The sequence below is a fragment of the Aliagarivorans marinus DSM 23064 genome, from assembly GCF_000429485.1.
Classification (GTDB): domain Bacteria; phylum Pseudomonadota; class Gammaproteobacteria; order Enterobacterales; family Celerinatantimonadaceae; genus Aliagarivorans; species Aliagarivorans marinus.
Genome location: NZ_AUBY01000027.1, coordinates 18,191 through 36,351 on the forward strand (window position 1 = coordinate 18,191; position 18,161 = coordinate 36,351).

12 protein-coding genes are annotated in these 18,161 nt (G+C 53.5%); 5 read left to right on the plus strand and 7 right to left on the minus strand.

Features of this window, described 5'->3' with window-relative positions; translation table 11 throughout:
* Nucleotides 1-20 precede the first annotated feature (20 nt).
* The 3 genes from folE to G461_RS26105 all read right to left on the minus strand — a co-directional run bounded on the left by folE (nucleotide 21) and on the right by G461_RS26105 (nucleotide 1,543).
* Nucleotides 21-665 carry a GTP cyclohydrolase I FolE gene (gene folE / locus G461_RS0112245; protein WP_026972054.1) on the minus strand — a complete coding sequence of 215 codons (645 nt, stop codon included), beginning with the start codon at nucleotides 663-665 and terminating at the stop codon, nucleotides 21-23.
* Nucleotides 666-681: 16 nt separating this feature from the next.
* Nucleotides 682-1,047 carry a dihydroneopterin triphosphate 2'-epimerase gene (folX, locus tag G461_RS0112250; RefSeq protein ID WP_026972055.1) on the minus strand — a complete coding sequence of 122 codons (366 nt, stop codon included), beginning with the start codon at nucleotides 1,045-1,047 and terminating at the stop codon, nucleotides 682-684.
* A 196-nt stretch (nucleotides 1,048-1,243) separates the two neighbouring features.
* Nucleotides 1,244-1,543 (minus strand): hypothetical protein, encoded by a 300-nt coding sequence (locus G461_RS26105; protein ID WP_157360303.1) that lies wholly within the window; start codon nucleotides 1,541-1,543, stop codon nucleotides 1,244-1,246.
* Between the two features lie 300 nt (nucleotides 1,544-1,843).
* Here G461_RS26105 and G461_RS0112255 point away from each other — a divergent pair, with 300 nt between their 5' ends.
* Nucleotides 1,844-2,668 carry a substrate-binding periplasmic protein gene (locus G461_RS0112255; RefSeq protein ID WP_026972056.1) on the plus strand — a complete coding sequence of 275 codons (825 nt, stop codon included), beginning with the start codon at nucleotides 1,844-1,846 and terminating at the stop codon, nucleotides 2,666-2,668.
* Nucleotides 2,669-2,908: 240 nt separating this feature from the next.
* Nucleotides 2,909-4,165, plus strand: coding sequence for a maltoporin LamB (gene lamB / locus G461_RS0112260; RefSeq protein ID WP_026972057.1), 1,257 nt, complete (start codon nucleotides 2,909-2,911; stop codon nucleotides 4,163-4,165).
* A 90-nt stretch (nucleotides 4,166-4,255) separates the two neighbouring features.
* Here lamB and G461_RS25560 read toward each other — a convergent pair whose 3' ends face one another.
* The 3 genes from G461_RS25560 to G461_RS0112280 all read right to left on the minus strand — a co-directional run bounded on the left by G461_RS25560 (nucleotide 4,256) and on the right by G461_RS0112280 (nucleotide 12,374).
* Entirely contained in the window at nucleotides 4,256-9,679 is a 5,424-nt protein-coding gene (locus G461_RS25560; protein WP_084429211.1) for a PAS domain S-box protein, read from the minus strand.
* Nucleotides 9,680-9,807: 128 nt separating this feature from the next.
* On the minus strand, nucleotides 9,808-10,464 hold the full coding sequence (locus G461_RS24155; protein WP_035480195.1) for a tRNA-uridine aminocarboxypropyltransferase: 657 nt from the start codon (nucleotides 10,462-10,464) through the stop codon (nucleotides 9,808-9,810).
* A gap of 293 nt (nucleotides 10,465-10,757) precedes the next feature.
* Nucleotides 10,758-12,374, minus strand: a complete 1,617-nt coding sequence (locus tag G461_RS0112280; protein WP_026972059.1) for a glycoside hydrolase family 43 protein — start codon at nucleotides 12,372-12,374, stop codon at nucleotides 10,758-10,760.
* Between the two features lie 150 nt (nucleotides 12,375-12,524).
* Here G461_RS0112280 and G461_RS0112285 point away from each other — a divergent pair, with 150 nt between their 5' ends.
* Nucleotides 12,525-13,337, plus strand: coding sequence for an AraC family transcriptional regulator (locus G461_RS0112285; RefSeq protein WP_169727254.1), 813 nt, complete (start codon nucleotides 12,525-12,527; stop codon nucleotides 13,335-13,337).
* Here the strand turns inward: G461_RS0112285 and G461_RS26110 are convergent.
* Nucleotides 13,334-13,510 carry a hypothetical protein gene (locus G461_RS26110; protein WP_157360304.1) on the minus strand — a complete coding sequence of 59 codons (177 nt, stop codon included), beginning with the start codon at nucleotides 13,508-13,510 and terminating at the stop codon, nucleotides 13,334-13,336. The two genes, G461_RS0112285 and G461_RS26110, sit on opposite strands and share 4 nt — an antisense overlap.
* A 393-nt stretch (nucleotides 13,511-13,903) precedes the next feature.
* Between G461_RS26110 and G461_RS26525 the strand changes: the two genes are divergently transcribed.
* Together G461_RS26525 and G461_RS0112300 are read left to right on the plus strand one after the other, a co-directional pair.
* The gene (locus tag G461_RS26525; RefSeq protein ID WP_026972061.1) at nucleotides 13,904-15,964 is read left to right on the plus strand and encodes a methyl-accepting chemotaxis protein; all 2,061 of its coding nucleotides are present in this window, start codon (nucleotides 13,904-13,906) and stop codon (nucleotides 15,962-15,964) included.
* 165 nt (nucleotides 15,965-16,129) lie between these two features.
* Entirely contained in the window at nucleotides 16,130-18,148 is a 2,019-nt protein-coding gene (locus G461_RS0112300; protein ID WP_026972062.1) for a methyl-accepting chemotaxis protein, read from the plus strand.
* Nucleotides 18,149-18,161: the final 13 nt, after the last annotated feature.

Sequence of the window (18,161 nt, forward strand, 5' to 3'; positions counted from 1 at the left end):
ACAGGCAACCTCTGATTAGGTTATTGATTGGTCAGAAACTCGCTACGGGTTCGCTGATTGTTTTTGAACACCCCACCGAGGGCGGTGGTGGAGGTACTGGAGTTGACATCCATTACTCCGCGGGCTTTCACGCAGTAGTGGGTTGCCTTAATTGACACCGCCACATCCTCTGTTTCCAGCAGGGTCTGCAAGGCCACCAATACTTGCTGAGTGAGGCGCTCCTGCACTTGTGGGCGCTGGGCAAAAAAGCGTACCAATCGATTTATCTTGGACAACCCGATGATGTGCTGCTTGGGGATGTAGGCCACCGTAGCGTTTCCGTCGATGGTGACAAAATGGTGCTCGCAGGTCGAAGTGAGGCTAATGTCATTGACCTTGACCATCTCGTCCACCTGCATCTTATTACTGATGATTGCGATACTCGGGAAGTTGCTGTAATCGAGACCCGAAAACACCTCGTTGACATACATCTTAGCGATGCGGTGGGGCGTCTCGCACAGGCTGTCATCACTGAGATCAAGCCCCAAGGTACCTATAACCTCGGTCAACAGGCCTTTGATACGGTCATACTTTTGTTCTTGAGTGAGCTGGTTTTCCACCAGCGGTGTTTCCAGCCCACGTTCTTGTAGGGCCTGCCTAACGCGCAGCGCGTCATTCGCAATCATATTCTGCTCCTAGCCCCTAGCTGCTCTCTTTGTGAAACTCCAGTGTCAGTGACACCGAGTCGGCAAAGCGCAGGGCATGGGGTTTGTCGATGGTGACCCGGGCATGGGTCACCCAGGGATGTTCGGCGCTAATCTCGAGCACGTCGCTGACTAGTTTCTCCAGCAGCAGGAAACGCCCCTCTTCTACGTGGTTGATGATCTTTTTGGTAATGGTTTTGTAGTTAAGCGCGCCTTCGACATGGTCGCTGAGGCAGTGCTTACTCGCTGGATAGTGGATCTCGCAATTGATGATGATGTCTTGCTGTTTGGTTTGTTCATCGGGGTTAAAGCCGATGTAGGTTCGCAAGCGCAAGTTAGTGATTTTTATAATTGCATTACTGATTGACATAAGACCGTCCCTGACAATAGTTCTCACTACTACGGTAGCACTTCATAGAAAGATTTGCGGGGTGGAGGAAAATCTCTGCGGAGTGTGTTCACAGGTCTGAGACACAGTGCGACCGGTTGGTTGTATGAAAAGAGAGTTGAGCTATGGAAGTGTTACGCGTCCATGCGTAACGGGGTGTTCGTAGAGTCATTTAGTAGGTGTGGGCGTCGGTGGGTAGCCCTTTTGATAGTGGGTCGACTTCTCCCCAAGTCTTGGATGAGTAACTGTTATAGAGGAACTTCGGAGGAAGCTGTCCTTGACGTTGCAGATTGTACTGCTCTTGCAGGCTCAACTCGCTTGGAAACGCAGGGTTAAGTGTTCCTTCGAACATATGTCTGGATGGCAGTTCGCTGTAGTCGAACCCCGGACCAGATGGGACGCCGCCTGAATATGCTAGGGCAGGAGTACTCAGGGCGAAGGCCAGTAGCGAAGTGCTTATTACGCTTTTCATGTTTTACCTCACATATTTACCAAGGTGCCAACGGTTTGCTGGCGTTGTGCTTGCTGTAAATGGCCGCATTTTGAGTGACGGCTCATGTAATCATGAATCTAGACCGATATACGCGGCTTAAAGTTTCATCGATCAAATAATCAATAGCAGAGCTATAAAGGCCCAACTGCTTGTTCAGCAGTTATCACGTTAGAAGTGTGAGAGGGAGCGCGCGCATTCGTATTTCAATGGCATTGGTTTCAGATGAGTGCTTTATCTATAGCTAAGTATCTTCACAACGATATCCATGGAACGGAGCTGATGAAGCGAATTCTGTCCGCTTGTTTTCTGCTTTTATTGTTGACGCAGAGCTGGCATATCTCCGCGGCCAAGCGACAGGTGTGCATCACCTCCGGTGAATGGCCGCCCAATCTATCATCGCGCTTACCTGAGTATGGGTTTGCCTCGCACATTATCGAGCAGGCATTCGCCAAGGTGGACGTAGAGGTGCACTATGTGTTCTATCCTTGGAAACGCTCATACGCATACGCTAAAGAGGGGCGGACGCCCTTTCAGCCTTGTCATGCCAGTGCGATATGGCAGTTTACCGAAGAACGTAGCGAGTATTTTTTGTACTCGTCGCGGGTGTTGACCGAGTATGAGTTCCTCTACCATTTGAACGATAACGACATTGAGTGGGAGCAGATCCGCGATCTGGCCGGGCTGACCATTGGTGCAACCCTACATACCGTTTATCCAGAGCTAGAACGCGCGGCATCACAGGGTTACATAACGATTGAGCGAGCGGGCGACTACGAGAAGTTGTTTCAACGTTTGCTAATGAATCGTGTTGACGCGGTGCCTATGATATCTGGGTTAGCGAATTACTACTTCGATCAGCAGCTTAACGACGCGCAAAAACAGCGTATCAGCTATGCCGATAAAGCACTGTCGGAGCGCCATTATCACCTGATTTTCTCCAAGGCCAATCCCGAGTCTAAAGAGATGTTAGCGCTGTTTAACCAAGGACTTATGCTGCTACAAGACAGCCATGAGTATCAGGGCCTATTGTCGCGCTGGCAAAGTGGTTTTTATTTCCAAGCGCAAAGCTTGTTGACACCGAAACCTGTGACCTCCTCGCCATAATGTATCACCTGTGAAACATAGCGTTGTATTTGTGATATTGGTTGATACATAAATCTAAATCAATTCATTATAGTGAAATAATATTCTGATTCTGCTTCCGAACTGTGATCAAGATCCCTGAAGGATTCGATTAAGCCTGCCAAAATTCCCGCCGCGTTAAATATCGCAAGAGATACATATTTCAGCAGGGAATGCCAAAATATTTCTCATAACAAATATAAATCAACTTAGGAAAGAGAAATGAAGATTAAAGCTCTATCAATCGCTGTAGGCGCAGGTCTGCTGTCTACTGCGGCAATGGCAAACCCATTTGAATTCCACGGCTACATGCGTTCTGGCATTGGTGCAACTGCGTCAGGCGGCGACCAAATGTGTTTCCAAGCTGATGGCTCTCCTTACAAGCACCGTCTGGGCAACGAGTGCGAAACTTACGCAGAAGCCGCTTTCGTAGCAAACGCTTACGAAGAAGGCGACAAGAGCATGTCTGTGCACGCCCTGTTTGCTTACTCTGTAGCGGGTAACAACGATTGGGAAGACGACGCGCCAGCAACTCGCGAAATGTTCGTTAAAGGCGACAACATGGTTGACGGCCTAAACGGTGCAACCATCTGGGCAGGTAAGCGCTACTACCAACGTCGCGACGTTCACCAAATCGACTACTACTACCTGGCTAACGCGGGTGCTGGTGGCGGTATCGAGAACATCGATCTGGGCTTCGGTAAGCTGTCTGCTGCTTGGGTACGCAACACTGAAGAAGCTTACCTGGACACCAACAACCCTATCGAACCTCGCGATCGCGAAGTAGAAGATTTTGCTGGTAACAACCTTGACCTGCGCTTGGACGGTATTCAAACCAACACCAACGGTGAGCTAAGCCTGGTAGCTATCTACGGTAAATACAGCGAAAACGACGGTACTGATCTAGACACTGACAACACCAAAGACAGCGGTGTTTTCCTGATGGCTGAGCACGCTCAAGGCTTTATGGGTGGCTTCAACAAGCTGTCTTTCACCTACGCAAATGACGCAATGGCAGGTATTGGTGCCTTCGGTCAACTGCGTGGTATCAAAGCAGAAGACAGTAATGACAGCAACAAAGCTAACTACTACCGCGTATTGAACTTCGGTATGGTTGAGCTAGGTGCCAACACCAACGTAAGCTACGTACTGAACTACGAAAACTACGACCGTAAAGACGATGCTGGCCAATCTCTGTTCACCATCGGTGTACGTCCTCAGTACAACTGGAACACCAACCTGTCTACCATCGTTGACCTTGGCTACGACATCGTAGACTTCGACGATGCAGCAGAGAAGGAAGACAACAAACTGTTCAAAGCAACCGTTGCTCAACAGTGGCAAGCTGGCCCAGGCGCATTCGCTCGTCCTGCTATCCGTGCCTTCGCTACCTACGCTCGTGCTGACCAAAACATCTCGCGCGATGCAGACTCTAAAGACGAAGTTACCTTCGGTCTGCAAGCTGAAGCTTGGTGGTAAGCCAAACCTTCTAGCTAACGCTTGAGATAAAAAGCCTCCGTTTGGAGGCTTTTGTGTTTCTGAGCCAGACTCACTTTGGTGTGTGAGTATTTAATGCCCAAGGCTATCGACCAGAGGCCTGAGTTGGGTTAGCGCCTCTTCAAAGTCATAAACCTCGGCACTTGCCAGCGCTTGGCGCAGGCTAGGGCGCAGCTCTACCGGGGTGTGCATCTCCATCTCCTGCATGGTCTCGATCGCCTCGCTGTCAAAGTCATCGAGTTGCTGGCAGGCTTGCTGGAACAGCCGAACAAAGGCCTCGCTGTCGATTTGCGCTGGTTCGTTGGTTGCCGCGTCTGCCTGTGGGCTCAGGTAGTTGGCTATCTCCGCTAATGTCTCAGCTAAGCAGCTTTGTGCATCATCGAGCAGGGCCTCATCAACCTGTGGCTTGCCGCTAGCCTGCTCTGCAATTTGCTCAAACTGGGCTGCAAACTCGGCCAGCGCGTGAGCACCAATAGTGGCACTCAAGCCTTTTAGGGTGTGGGCGAGGCGCTCTGCCTCTTTGGCATCATCGCTTTCCATGTACTGCTCGAGCGCGTCTGCCATGTTCTCGTTGAAGCGCCGCAGCATTTTATCGAAGAGTGGCTGGTTACCCTGCAAGCGGGCCAAGGCTTCTTCGTGGTCGATTAAATTGAAGTTGGCTGTGGTCTCGGCTTGCGCGGTTGTAGCGCCTTCGGTGCCTGTGGGTTTAACCCATTTGGCGATGGTGGCAAACATCGACTCGATATTAAGTGGCTTGCCGATATGATCGTTCATTCCCGCGGCGTGGGTCTCTTCGATATCTTTAGCCATCACGTTGGCGGTCATGGCGATAATCGGCAGTGATTGATAGGCCTCCAGCTCGCGGATCTTGCGGGTTGCAGTGTAGCCATCCATCACCGGCATCTGGCAGTCCATCAAAATAGCCGCAAAGCTATGTTGCTCTAGCTTGTCGATGGCTTCCTGACCATTCTCCGCTAGGGTGACATTAAAGCCGCGCGCCTCTAACAGTTCCATGGCCAGCTCTTGGTTGAGTGGATTGTCCTCCACCAGCATTAGCGGTACCTCGTCAAAGCGCAGGGTCTCGCCGGTGGGCGCAGGTAGGTTGAGATTACTGCTTTGTACGCCAAAGGCTTCTAGTACGCCATCAAACACATCGGAGGCGGTCATCGGTTTGGTGAGCACGCCAGCCACCTGACAGCCTCGTTCGTCGAGGCTGCGCTGCAGCTCTTCTTTGTCGTAGGCGGTCACCATAATGATCTTCAGTTGCTTGTTTTGGTCGATCAACTGTTGGCTGAGTGCGATGCCATCGACCATCGGCATCTTCCAGTCGATCAGGGCCAGTTGATGGCCGCCGGGGGAACTAAACAGCTGCAGCGCCTCGTCGGCACTCTCCGCGCTATCCACCTCGAAGCCCAAAGACTCGACCAGCTCGGCGAGGATCTGCCTTGCACCGGGGTTATCATCCACCACCAGCACCCGCATATTGATCAGGTTTTCCGGTAGCACCAACACCTGCTGCTCAACGCTGTCGTTGATACCGAACTCGGCGGTAAAGCAGAACACTGAGCCTTTGCCCTCTTCGCTCTCAACCCAGATCTTGCCGTTCATCATCTCGCTGAGTTGCTTGGAGATGGCCAAGCCCAGGCCGGTGCCCCCAAACTTGCGGGTGGTGGAGGTATCGGCCTGAGAGAAGGATTTAAACAGATGCTGTTGCTGTTGGGCGCTCATGCCGATGCCGGTATCACTGACCGAGAACTGCAGGCGGACCTGCTCGGCATCTTTCTCCAGCACTTTGATGTTCAGGCGCACTTCGCCCTGCTCGGTGAACTTCACTGCGTTGCTACCGAGGTTGACGAAGATTTGGTTTAGCCGCAGCGGGTCGCCAATTAGGCCCCGTGGTACCTCTTTGTCTACATCCACCAACAGCTCCAGTGATTTCTCCGCGGCGCGCAGTCCCACCAAGCTGGAGAACTGACTGATCACATGGTCGAGGTGGAAGTCGACCTGTTCCATGGTGAGTTTGCCGGCCTCGATCTTGGAGAAATCAAGGATATCGTTGATGATCCGCAGCAGGCTCTCGGCGCTGATATTTACCTTTTCGATATAGTTGCGTTGCTTTTTGTTTAAATCGGTCTGCAGCGCCAGATGGCTCATACCGATAATCGCGTTCATCGGGGTGCGGATCTCGTGGGACATGTTGGCCAAGAAGTCAGACTTGGCTTGAGTGGCACTTTCCGCTTCTTCCTTGGCCTGTTTGAGCTCCTGTTCGGCTTGCTTACGCAAAGTAACATCACGCACCGCGGCGCAAACTAACAGGCCGGTTTTGGTTTCAAAGGGGCTGAGGCTTATCTCCACCGGGAAGGTGGAACCGTCTTTGCGGCGGGCGTATAACTCCAGCCCTGAGCCCATCTGGCGGGTACGCGGCTGCTCAAAGAAGCTCTTCACATGGTCGGCATGGCCGGGGCGATTGCCCAGTGGCAGCAGGATCTCGATTTTCTCTCCCAGTAGCTCCTCTTGGCTATAGCCAAACAGCTTTTCGGTTTGCACGTTGACTAGCGTGATATTGCGGGCGTTGTCTACCACCACCATACAGTCAGGGGCCGACTCGAGAATGCCACGGGCGCGCTGTTCCGCCTCTTTTCGGTCGGTGATATCGATAATCGAGCCGTGCAGCAGCTCGGGAGTACCGTCGGCGGCATAGGTGGCCTGGCCCTTCTCATACACCCAACGCTCTTCGCCATCGGCCCGTTGGATCTGATACTCCACGGTGAAGGTGTTGTGCTCTTTCACCGCCTTCTCTACGGTATCGTCGACCAGTTGCTGATACTCGTCGAGGATGATGCTGCCATAGCTGCGCACCGCATTGTTGACGAAGTGATCGGCCGGATAGCCGGTGATGTCTTTGGCGGCGGCGCTGATGTATTGCATGGTCCAGTGTTCATCCAACTGGCAGGTGTAGACCATACCGGGGTTGGAATTGATCAACACATCGCGGTTGCGTGACGCCTGCTCTGCCTGACGGCGTGAATCTTCCAACTGCAGCTGTAGCTGTTTGGTTTCGGTGACATCGAGGGTAATGCCTAACAGCCGCCCGGCGTGGCCCCGGGCATCACGGTCTAGTGCGGTGCCGAGTACTAGCACCCAGCGCCACTCGCCGTTACTGGCAAGCATACGGAACTCTTTGCGGTAGTTGCCCTGGTCTTCCAATACATAGGCTTGCAGGCTGTATTCAAATTCTGGGTAGTCTTCCGGGTGGAGCAGTGCGCGCCATTTCACCAGCCCTTCACCATAGCGTTGTGATAACTCCTGCTCTTGATAACCGAGCATACTGGCCCAAGTGCTGTTGGTGACCAAGGTCTGCTGCTTGATATCCCAATCCCACATGCCCGCGTTGGCGCCGGTTAGGGCCATGTCTAGCTGTTGGCGGTTTTCTTCCAGTTGCTGCTGAGCGAACTGCTGAGCTGAGATATCTTGATTGATCCCGACAATACTGCTGGCCATGCCGTTGTCTTGTCGCTGATGCACCTTGGCGAAGGAGTAAAGCCAGATAGTGCGATCCGCGAGTCGGTAGCGATAGCGCAGTTGGCACTCCTCGTCTTCTCCTCGGGTCAGACGCGCCAATTGATCGCGGATGGTTTGTTGGTCGTCATCGGCTACCCGTGACAGCCAGCCGCGCGTAGGAGAGGGATCGTCGGGGGCCAACTCCATCATTTCCCAAAACAGTGTGCTGGCGTTGATCCCTTGCTGGTCTACGTCATATTGCCAAATGGCGAGCCCGGCGTTTTCGGTAGCCAGCTTTAGGCGGTATTCGCTGTCTTGGATCAGCCGTTGTTGTTGCTTGGCCTGACTGATATCACGCGCTGACAATTGCACCACGGTGCGACCTTGCCATTTGCTGTTTTGCCGAGAGACCTCGCAATACTTCTCCTTGCCCGAAACGGTGAAGACCCGCCACTCCTGACTCTGAGCATCGGATTCGCCTAAGATATGTTGTTCAAACTCGGGGAATAGGTCGTGTAGCGGCTGACTCTTTAGCTGCTCCAGGCTGTCGGCCTCACAAAGCGCTAGCGCAGCTTGGTTCACATCGATGATTTGGCCGTAGCCTAGCAGGAAGATGGCATCGCGGGAGGACTCGAACAAGCCGCGGAAGTTTTCCTCACGTTGCCTTAGCTCGTCGGTGCGCTCGGTCACCAGCTCTTCTAACTCGTTACGCGAGCGTGACAGCACCCGATTAGCACGATGACCGATAAAGAAGCTACCCAGCACACTAAGTAGGGTAAGTCCGAGGGTGAAAGCCGCCACAAACATCAAAGCGCGTCGTGAGCCATAATATGTGCCGTAGGCTTCGCTCACATCCACTTCGCTCAGGATACCGATGTTCAAATCGCTATCCCAATACCAGGCTCCAATGACCTCTACTCCGCGATAATCGATATAGCCGTCGACATTGACCCCTTCTTCGCCTGCTAAAGCGCGCTCGGCGGAGTAGCTCAGTGGGCTGCCGTCGGTGGGTACCCGCAGCTCAATATTGAGCACTGCACTTTGCCCGGGCGAGAGCAGCCCCATCTGCTGGAGATCAGCCGAGAAACGACTGTTGCTAACCATCAGCCCACTGCTGTTAAAGGCGTAGGTTTCACCGGTAAGACCAATACGGCCATCGACGTAGAGTTGCGAGAAGGCCGCATTGGGGGGCTCAAACTTGGCCAAGGCGGCGATCACCGAGCCATAGCGGTCATAGATGGGAGCGATGATGTAGCTGGCCGATTCCTGCTCGCTCAAGCTACTGCCTAGGTGAAGCTTGAAGGGAGGCACAAACACCGTCTCGCCGCCAAACACCCGGGTAAGGGCATCGTGGGCATGATCGAGCAGTTCGCTTTTTTGTCCGTTAAGTTCCAAGGTATCGGAGGCCAGCACGTTGTAGCCGCGGTCGATAATCTGGTAGCCCGCTTTCAGGTCGGGCGCATAGGTTTCAATAAACTGTTGAAAGCGCAGCTCATCGTCGGGGCTGGTGGGGACAACGTCGTCACGCGAGTAGCGATTGCGCCGTTCCGCTAGCGTGATTAAATCAGGCAGGGTCGTGATCTGGTTAAGGCGCTCTTCCTCGTTGTTGACCCAAAGGGTTAAGCGCTCGTGGGTGGCATCGCGCAGATTGGTAAGGATCGCTTGATAGGTTTGCTTATTACGTCTTTCAATCTCATGGTTGGCGAGGTTAACCGCGATTGCCACCAAGCTGGTAACCACCGTAAACGCCAGCACACCCAAAATCTGACCCCGCCGCGAGCTGAATTGATAGGCCAACGGGTCGGAGCTGGTGTTGCGCATCACCCACACCAGACCAAACAACAATAAGCCCAGCAATAATAAGATGGCGGAGAACTCAGGAATATGCAGTTTCAGTTCGTCGAGCCCCAGACCATGGTCAGCGAATACCGGAGTGGAGGTGAGAGTGAGTAGCAAACACAACCAGCGAGACTGGCCTGAGAGAGGTCGTTCCATAGTCGGGATTCTTCCTGATTAACATACGCTTATCGACGATATCTGAGCATAGTTAACCATAGCCAAAGATACCCGATGGCGCGTGGCTTGCTGTGAAAAAGTTTGCCGGAGTCAGGCGTTTGCGGATGTTAGTGACAGCGGCCCGCTAAGGTGGCTTGGGTAAAGTCTTCGAAGCGCTGCTGCAAGCTTTGTGCGGCCAGGGTATCACCGTTCATTGCCAGCAGACGAGCGGCAACCTCGGCGGTGGCCCATTGCTCTTTCAGTGGCGAGCTGCGCAGCCCATAGCTGGAGGCTTGGTCTGGACGCAGTGCCAGTACTGGCAGCGAAGAAAGCCACGGACTTTGATGGAACATCTTGCGCGCCTCGCGCCAGCTACCATCGAGCATCACAAACAAGGGCTTTTTGGTTGTGCCATGATGAAGAGTTTCGGTGACCCGCTCTGGCTCGGCGAAGTGGGCGGGAAACACCAAATACGGTTGCCACTGTGGATCGTTGAGCAGCGCGAGCAATGCCTCATCGGCCTCTTGCCGCGACCAGATAAAGGCGTGGGTATCGGCGACGATATCAGCAATAAAGCGGCCGGTATTACTGGGGCGTAGCACTTCTTTGGTATGCATCACCAAGGCGAAGCCACAGCCACTTGGCTGTAGTTTGGCACTGGCGCAGATGCATGCATCTTGCCGGACTTGGCAGACTGGGCAGCGCGCGCGGCGGGCACCTCGGCCAACGAACTCAGTGGTCGATTGGGCTTTGCGTTGTTGGTAGAGCTGGGTAAATCGATTCACAGTGCGGAATAAGGCAGTAATACGGTTTGCGCTGCATGGTAGTAGACCGGGGCGGCCAAGAAAAGAGTAATACCAATCCAAATAAGTAACTGCTCATTCTTGCTGGTTAAAATCATTGATGACAGCGTCAACGCTTTTGTAATTAGCCCACTAGTCACGGCAAGCGCTTCCTCGTCCTCAATGATTTTCCCTGCGCAATCTCTGATCACTTACTTATCCGGAGTGGTATAAGGCATAAAAAACGCCGGACGAGCCGGCGTTTGCATCTAGCCTATAGGCTGGGTTAGCAGCGCTTACTCGTCGCCCAGATCCTGGTACTCGAAGTAATCAAAGTCAGCCGCTAAGCCTTGGCCGGTCAGGTCACAGGCGAACAGTGCCAACATACTCCCGGTGAAGCGGAAGATGTCATTGCTGCCTTCATCTGACAGTGGCGTGCTGTTCATATCTGGGCCAATCTGGTGCCAGGTAACGCCATCGGTGGAGTAGCTGAAGATGTACCAGTGTTTCTTCAGTTCGATGCGCATAAATACTTTGCCGCGCTCAACGTCAATCTCTTCACTGAATTCACGGTAGACATCATCAAGGTAGCCGACTAGCTGCACCACTTGCTTACCTTCATCGTTGGCAGTGGTTTTCAGGAAGTAGTGGCCGCTACGTGAGTAGTAGGCGGTGATACCGGCCATTTGACGTGGGCTGGTCGGGTCGAACTCAACGCTGGTTTCAGCGATGCAGTTGTGCGCGGTCAGGCGCTGGGCAATCATGCTCTGGTTGTAGCGGCTGTAGAGGTAGTCGCGGCCAACCAAACGCAGGTGGCCTGGGCGAGCGCTCAGGCTACACCAACTCTCTTCCACTGGATCGCGCAGGGTTTGGTACTTAGGTGCCAGCTTGTCGCCATCGAAGTGGTCGCGTACTTCTTCTTGTGGCCACGGGTGAGCAGGCAGCTCGGGGGCTTGCACCATCAGCTGAGGTACGATACCGCCGACCACGTAAGGCCAGCCATCGCGCCACTCGACGTTTTGAATCGCTGATTCGCGACCAAGGATACAGCGGCCATGGCCGTAGGTACCCATATGGTAGTTCTGAGTCGGGTCAAGCAGTGGACGGCCACACAGGTGTGACAGGAACCACTCGCCGTTTTGGGTTTCCACCAAGAAGCCGTGACCGGCACGCTGTAGCGGAGCACCTTCCTGGAAGCGCGAGCTTAGGATGTGCTTGTCTGGGTGCAGCTCGTAAGGGCCAAAGACATTCTCTGAACGACATACGGTGACGGTGTGATCCCAGCCGGTGCCGCCTTCTGCGGTGATCAGGTAGTAGTAGCCGTCTTTCTTCAGGATTTGTGGTCCTTCGGTGCCGCCACGTTCAGTGCCTTTAAATACGACTTTCGGCTCGCCAACCAGCTTGCCTTCGGCTTTGCTAAACTCTTGCACCACGATGCCGTTGAAGAAGTTGGTCTTGGCGCGGCCATCCCAGATCATGTTGACCATGTATTTCTTGCCATCATCGTCGTGGAACATCGATGGGTCAAAGCCATAATCGCCAATCGGTACGGGCAGGCTCCATGGGCCTTCAATGCTCTCGGCGCTAACGACGAACGATGGGGTCGACATCCACGCGCCACCACGGCAAGAGTGAACGTTAGAGAAGGTGCAGTAGAACTTGCCATCGGCGTAGCTCAGTGCCGGTGCGTAGATGCCTTCTGAGTTGTCCATACCGTACATATTCAGGTGTTCACGGGTGTTCAGCACGTGGCCAACAATGCGCCAGTTCACCATATCTTTTGAGTGGTGGATCAGAATGCCGGGGAACCACTCAAAGGTAGAGGTAGCGATGTAGTAGTCGTCGCCCACACGAACAATTGAGGGATCGGGGCGGAAACCGCGCAAAATCGGGTTTTGAATCATCGTCGTCATGATTATCTCCTTGTGTATAGCGCTACTTTATTGTCTCGGGCGGGGGCTTTATGTAACAATTCTGTCGGTTTACATAAAAAAATTGCGGTCATGCCGGATTATTCTCTCAGTTTTGAGAACATTAGGCTTCCAAATGGAAGCGCTTACAATTTGCGAAGCTTCAGACATATAGGGCTGGAAGGCTTTAGTGTGCCCACCCACTTTCATCGTTTGGGTGAGTTGATGTGCTTTAGAAATATTGCTGGTCAGATTTCAGTAAACAGTCAGGTTATTGAGCTCAGTGACGCCATGCTGGTCTATTTCCCGCCGCTGTCGCTGCACAGCATGGATGTGACCGGTAGCGATCGTGAATATAGCTTGCTGCAGTTTGAGCCCTCACTGGTGCGCGAGCTTAAAGTTAGCCAGCAGGCATGGTTTTCTGAGCAGCCGCTAATCCTAAAGCTTGATGCAGACGAGCTGGAGCTTGTTACTCAGCAGCTGCGCTGGCTGGAGCTGCGGCAAAACCAAGTGCAAACCAGCCATGCGCTCAATATGAGCTTATTGCGCACCCTGTTCGAATTTTTAGTGGCCCAGCGTCAGCGCAGCCTCGAGGTGATGCCCGGCTCTGCGGAGCAGCCCGGCTACCGAGGATTTTCTCAGATACTACCGCTGCTGGAGTTTATTGAAGAAAGACAGTTGCTTAGCTTGCCTTTAGAACAAGCGGCCGAGATTTGTCAGCTGTCCAAGTATCACTTCTCCCGCCTGTTTAAGTCGGTGTTTGGGCATAACTTCAAGGACTACATGATGCGTCGGCGTATCAATCAGGCACTGCTGATGCTCGATGACCGCAGCCTCAGCATCGCTGATATCGCCTACGCCTGCGAGTTCAGTGACAGCGCGCATTTCTGCGCTAAGTTTCGTCAGATTATGGGGATCAGCCCCGGGCAGCTTAGACGCTCGCGAGCGATTGTCAGCGAGTTTTAGTCGTTGGGTGGGGGCTCGTTGGCTGGATAGAGTTCGTTCCAAGAGCGCACGCACCAGCGTCCAGTCTGGGTATCGTGCATATGGGCAAGGTGTAGCTCGTGGTCCACTTTATCGACGATAGCGACGCCATTGTCGTAGATATACGGCTTTCCTAGCTGAGGGGCTTGTTCCATTTTAAAGGCTCCTTAGCGCATCTCCCTCAAGTATAGACAGAAGCCCCGTTTTTCAGTTCTTTTCCAAGGTTTTACGTTATTTCAAACCTTCTATTACCGGTGTTAGCCGCTGCTGTGGAGCGCTTGTAGCCTATAAAACGCAGGGTTTGATGTTGTTTAGCTATTGGTTTTATTGAAATTGGAATTGCACTTACAAAATGTCATTTCAGCCTCAAAAACCACGTACCTGATCACAGTGTTGCGACAAGAGTTATGAAATAAGTCCCAACTTCACAGTCTTTGTAAACGCTTTCTTGTTAAATGGCCGATACAGGGAGGAATGGAGTAGTGCATCTCCCCCATAAAAAACGCTATGACCAAGCAACAGTGACTATAACTAGAGTGAACCGAACTATGAACGTCCTTAAGCGCCTTTCGATTGCTCAGCTCATCATGATGACCTTTGCCGCTTTGTGCCTGCTTTTGGTGGTGCTGGCAGGGATCTCCTGGAAGCAGATGCGGGTGGCCGATCACACCATGGAAGAGGTGATCGACCAGGCTTTTCCTGCATTGCGCCGCAGTGCTCAGCTGGAGCGCCATCTGATTGATATCGAGCAGATCCTCAATCAAATCCTACAAGAACGCTCCGTCTCTGCCGTAGAGCAGTTGCAGCCGGAACTACAGCAGCGTATCGATGATTACCAAGGCTATGAAGCCGACTTTGCTAACTGGCTGGCCGCCCAACAGCTGAGTGGCACGGTGTTGGAACAGGCCAATGCCCAAAGCCAAGTGCTGTTCCAGCGGGCTGAGCGCTTGGTTGAACTGCATCGCTCGGTGCTACAAGGTAGCGCCAACGTAACCAAGATGAGTGCGGCTTACCAAGGCATGGCTTTCCGCTTTAACTACCTGTTGGGTAAAGAGTTCGATGAAGATGCCACCAATATGGAGGCGGTACTTCAGGACGCGCTAAGCTCCGATATGATGGAGATGCAGATCTCGGTGATCCGCTCCCTCAATAGCACCAATCCCGATGTGGTCGCAGCGGCACTGAAAGATAACCGTGAAGTGGGTGAGTACGTACTGCAGGACTATGACGAGCTCAAGCTTACCTTTGAGCGAAACTCCGGCGGTGGCGACCATGAACTCGATACCATCACGCCTTGGCTGATTGACCAGATGACTGCGCCCAAAGGCGTGTTAGCCAGCCACCTGACCTTGCTTGAGCAGCAAGCGGAGTTGGCTGTGGTGTCGGGCGAAATCACTCAGGTGATGTCTGAGGTGAGCGCCATCCTTAACCAGTTTAACGACAGCAACCAGCAAGAGACGGCCAATCAGCTGCAGTTGGCCTCTGGTAATATCGGCAGCTTAATCGCCGGTGGCGGTGTGATGGTCCCGCTGGCCTTGCTGATGTGTATCTTGATGGGCTGGCAGGTTCAGGGGCTGATCCGCACTCCACTGCGCGAGCTATTATTCACCCTGCGTCAATTGGCGGCAGGCAATTTGGGCCACCGCTGTAACTACGAGAGTGCCAACGAGTTCGGTCAGCTTAGCGAACAGTTGAATCAGGTTATCGAACAGCAGCGCGATACCGTGACCAACTTGGTGGAGAAAAGTGGCGCCTTGGGTAAAGCATCGGCGGTGAACCGCGAACACGGCTCGTCGATGCAAGAGCAGCTCGATGAGCAGCGCAACCAGTGTCTGACTGTCGCCACCGCGATGACCGAGATGGAGCAGGCGATCCAGGATGTAGCGCGCCGCGCTACCGAGGCTGCCGATGGTATGCGTGATATCAGCGAGAACACCCAAGCCGGGGTTAGCCTGACTGATCGCGCTATGCAGACCAACCAAGCCTTGGCTGCACACATTGAAAGCTCTACCGATAAGGTTAAGCACGTAGCTGAAAGCTCGAACACCATTGTCAGTGTGCTAGAGGTAATTGAAGGCATTACCGAGCAAACCAACTTGTTGGCACTGAACGCCGCCATTGAAGCGGCCCGAGCCGGTGAGCATGGCCGTGGCTTTGCTGTGGTCGCCGACGAGGTGCGTAAACTTGCTCAACGCACCGCCAGCTCAACCACTGAGATCCAGCAGATGATCAGTGGTTTGCAGAACGAATCCAAGCAGGCGGTGGAGCAGATCCAGCTGTGTAACCAGAGCATGGATGAGAACGCCGCTAACTTTGCTGATATCGAACAGCGCATTCGCGAGATCAGCGAGGCGGTAGGGCACTTGCTATCGCTCAATGAAGAGATCAGCGTGGCGACCAACCAGCAGCAAGCCACCGGCGAAGAGGTCAGCCGCTCCATGGAGACTATCTCCACTGCGGCCCAGCTTAACTACGATGTGGTGAGCGAGCTGAATGTTATCAGTGATGATCTGGCCCGTTATGCCCAACAACAAGTAGAACTGGTTCAACACTTCACCTTCGAAGATGTTGAGCAACTCAACGAACCGAAGTCCGACCAAGTGGCGTAACCACGCGCTACTTCCTTTCGATACTGGGCGCCTTAGGGCGCCTTTTTTTGTTTTACCAAAAGTAAAAAATTAAGCTAAATTAGATAATTTTCAGTTAACTTTTACACTTTAAGGTGCCCGCGATAGTCGCGGGGCCTAGGCAAGTGCGGAATCAGGTTAAAGGATATGCGTCTACTTCAGCGGCTCTCTATTGTTCAACTTATCGTCATTACTTTTCTCGTTTTGTCCCTCTCACTCTTGTTACTCGGTGGTTTGGCGTGGCAGCAGATCAGCCTGTCACAAAGCGCCATGCAAGGGGTGGGCAAGGTCGCCTTCCCGTTGATTACCCAGAGCAATCAGTTAGATGACAGCCTGCAAGCGGCAGATCTGTCGCTGGCTCAGGTGATGGAGGAACAAGATCCCGAGCAACTGGAGCCGCTGATTAACAACTTTGAACAGCAGGTCAGTCGCTATCAGGGCATCGAACAGAGCTTTAGCCAATGGCTGGCTGACAATGGGCTGGATACCACCTTGATGCGGCAGCTACAGCAGCAAAGCCAACAGATATTTGGCGACTCGCAACAGCTGATCGAGCGTCATCGCGCGGTGTTGGTGGGGATGACCGAGGTGAACCGTAAGTCTGGGCGCTTTCAGGATGTGGCGATGCGCTTTGGTCTCGCCATGGGACGCGCCTATGATGATCAACACAACGATGATGTCGCATTCTTGGTGGATTCCATCAGCGGTGATATGTCGTCATTGCTGATGTCCACCGTGCAGTCGCTCAATGCCAACGACCCACGTTTGGTCAGCAGCATTCTAGAGAGTAACCGCGAGACCGCCGAGTTTGTTGGCGAAGACTTTGCGTTCTTATTGGAATCGTTGCCTGAACTGTCAGGGCAGGGGGATAGCGGACTGGGCTCAATGATCCCTTGGCTGATTGAACAGATGGTGAGCGATGAAGGGTTGTTGGCTGAGTATCAAGCCTTACTGGATCAACGTATCCAACGGCAAGCCCTGCGTGAGGCGATCCAGTCGCAAAGTGAACAGCTGCTGCAAACGCTCACTCAATTGAGTGACAGCAACCAGCAAGTCACCCAACAAGGCCTGGACGGTGCCGACAATGCGCTCTCCGGCTTGCTGCGCGGCGGTAGCGTGTTGGTGCCGCTGATTGTCTTGCTCTGTGTGGCGGTGGGCTGGGTGGTTGCCCGCTTAATTCGCGAGCCGCTGAAGATTTTGATTGCCAGCTTAGGGCGTTTAGCCGCCGGCGATCTGAGCAAGCACTGTGACTATCAAAGTGGTAACGAGTTCGGCAAGCTTAGCGAGCAGGTCAATCAGGTGATCGACGAGCAGCGCTCCTCGGTCAATGAGCTGGCCAGCAAAAGCGATGCATTGCGCCAAGCCTCCAGCGACAACCGCGCCCACGGTAACTCGGTGCTCAACGAGTTGGACCAGCAGCGTAGCCAGTGTATGACTGTTGCCGCTGCCATGACCGAAATGGAGCAGGCGATCCAAGACGTTGCAGGACGCGCCAATGATGCTGCAGCCGGTATGCGGGATATCAACGACAACACTCAGCAAGGGGTGGAGATGGCCCAGCAGGCGGTGGACAACAGCGAGCAGCTGGCCGGTGAGCTGCAAAACGCTACCGACCGAGTGCAAAACGTCGCCGATAGCGCCAACAGCATTGTTAGCATCCTGGAGGTGATCCAAGGCATTACCGAGCAAACTAACCTGCTGGCCCTGAATGCAGCCATCGAAGCCGCCCGTGCTGGCGAGCAAGGGCGGGGCTTTGCCGTGGTCGCCGATGAGGTACGTTTGCTTGCCCAGCGCACTGCCAGTTCCACCACCGAGATCCAGCAAACCATTACCCGCTTGCAGCAAGACTCTGGCGAGGCGGTATCGCAAATCTCGCTCTGTAACCAGAGCATGAGCGACAATGCTGCCAGCTTTACCAACATCAGTGACAAGATTGGCGATATCTCTGCACTTGTAGAGCGCTTGCTCGCACTAAATGAAGAGATCAACGTTGCTACCCAAGAGCAGCAAAGCACCGGTCAGGAAGTCAGTCAGGCCATGGAGAATATCTCCAGCGGCGCGCAGGATAATGTGAATGTGGTGACCGAGCTTAACCAGATCACCGAGCAAGTGGCTTTGTTCGCCGACGAGCAGCTCGCCTTGGTTGGCCGCTTCAAACTTAGCTAAAACTGCGCTTCCG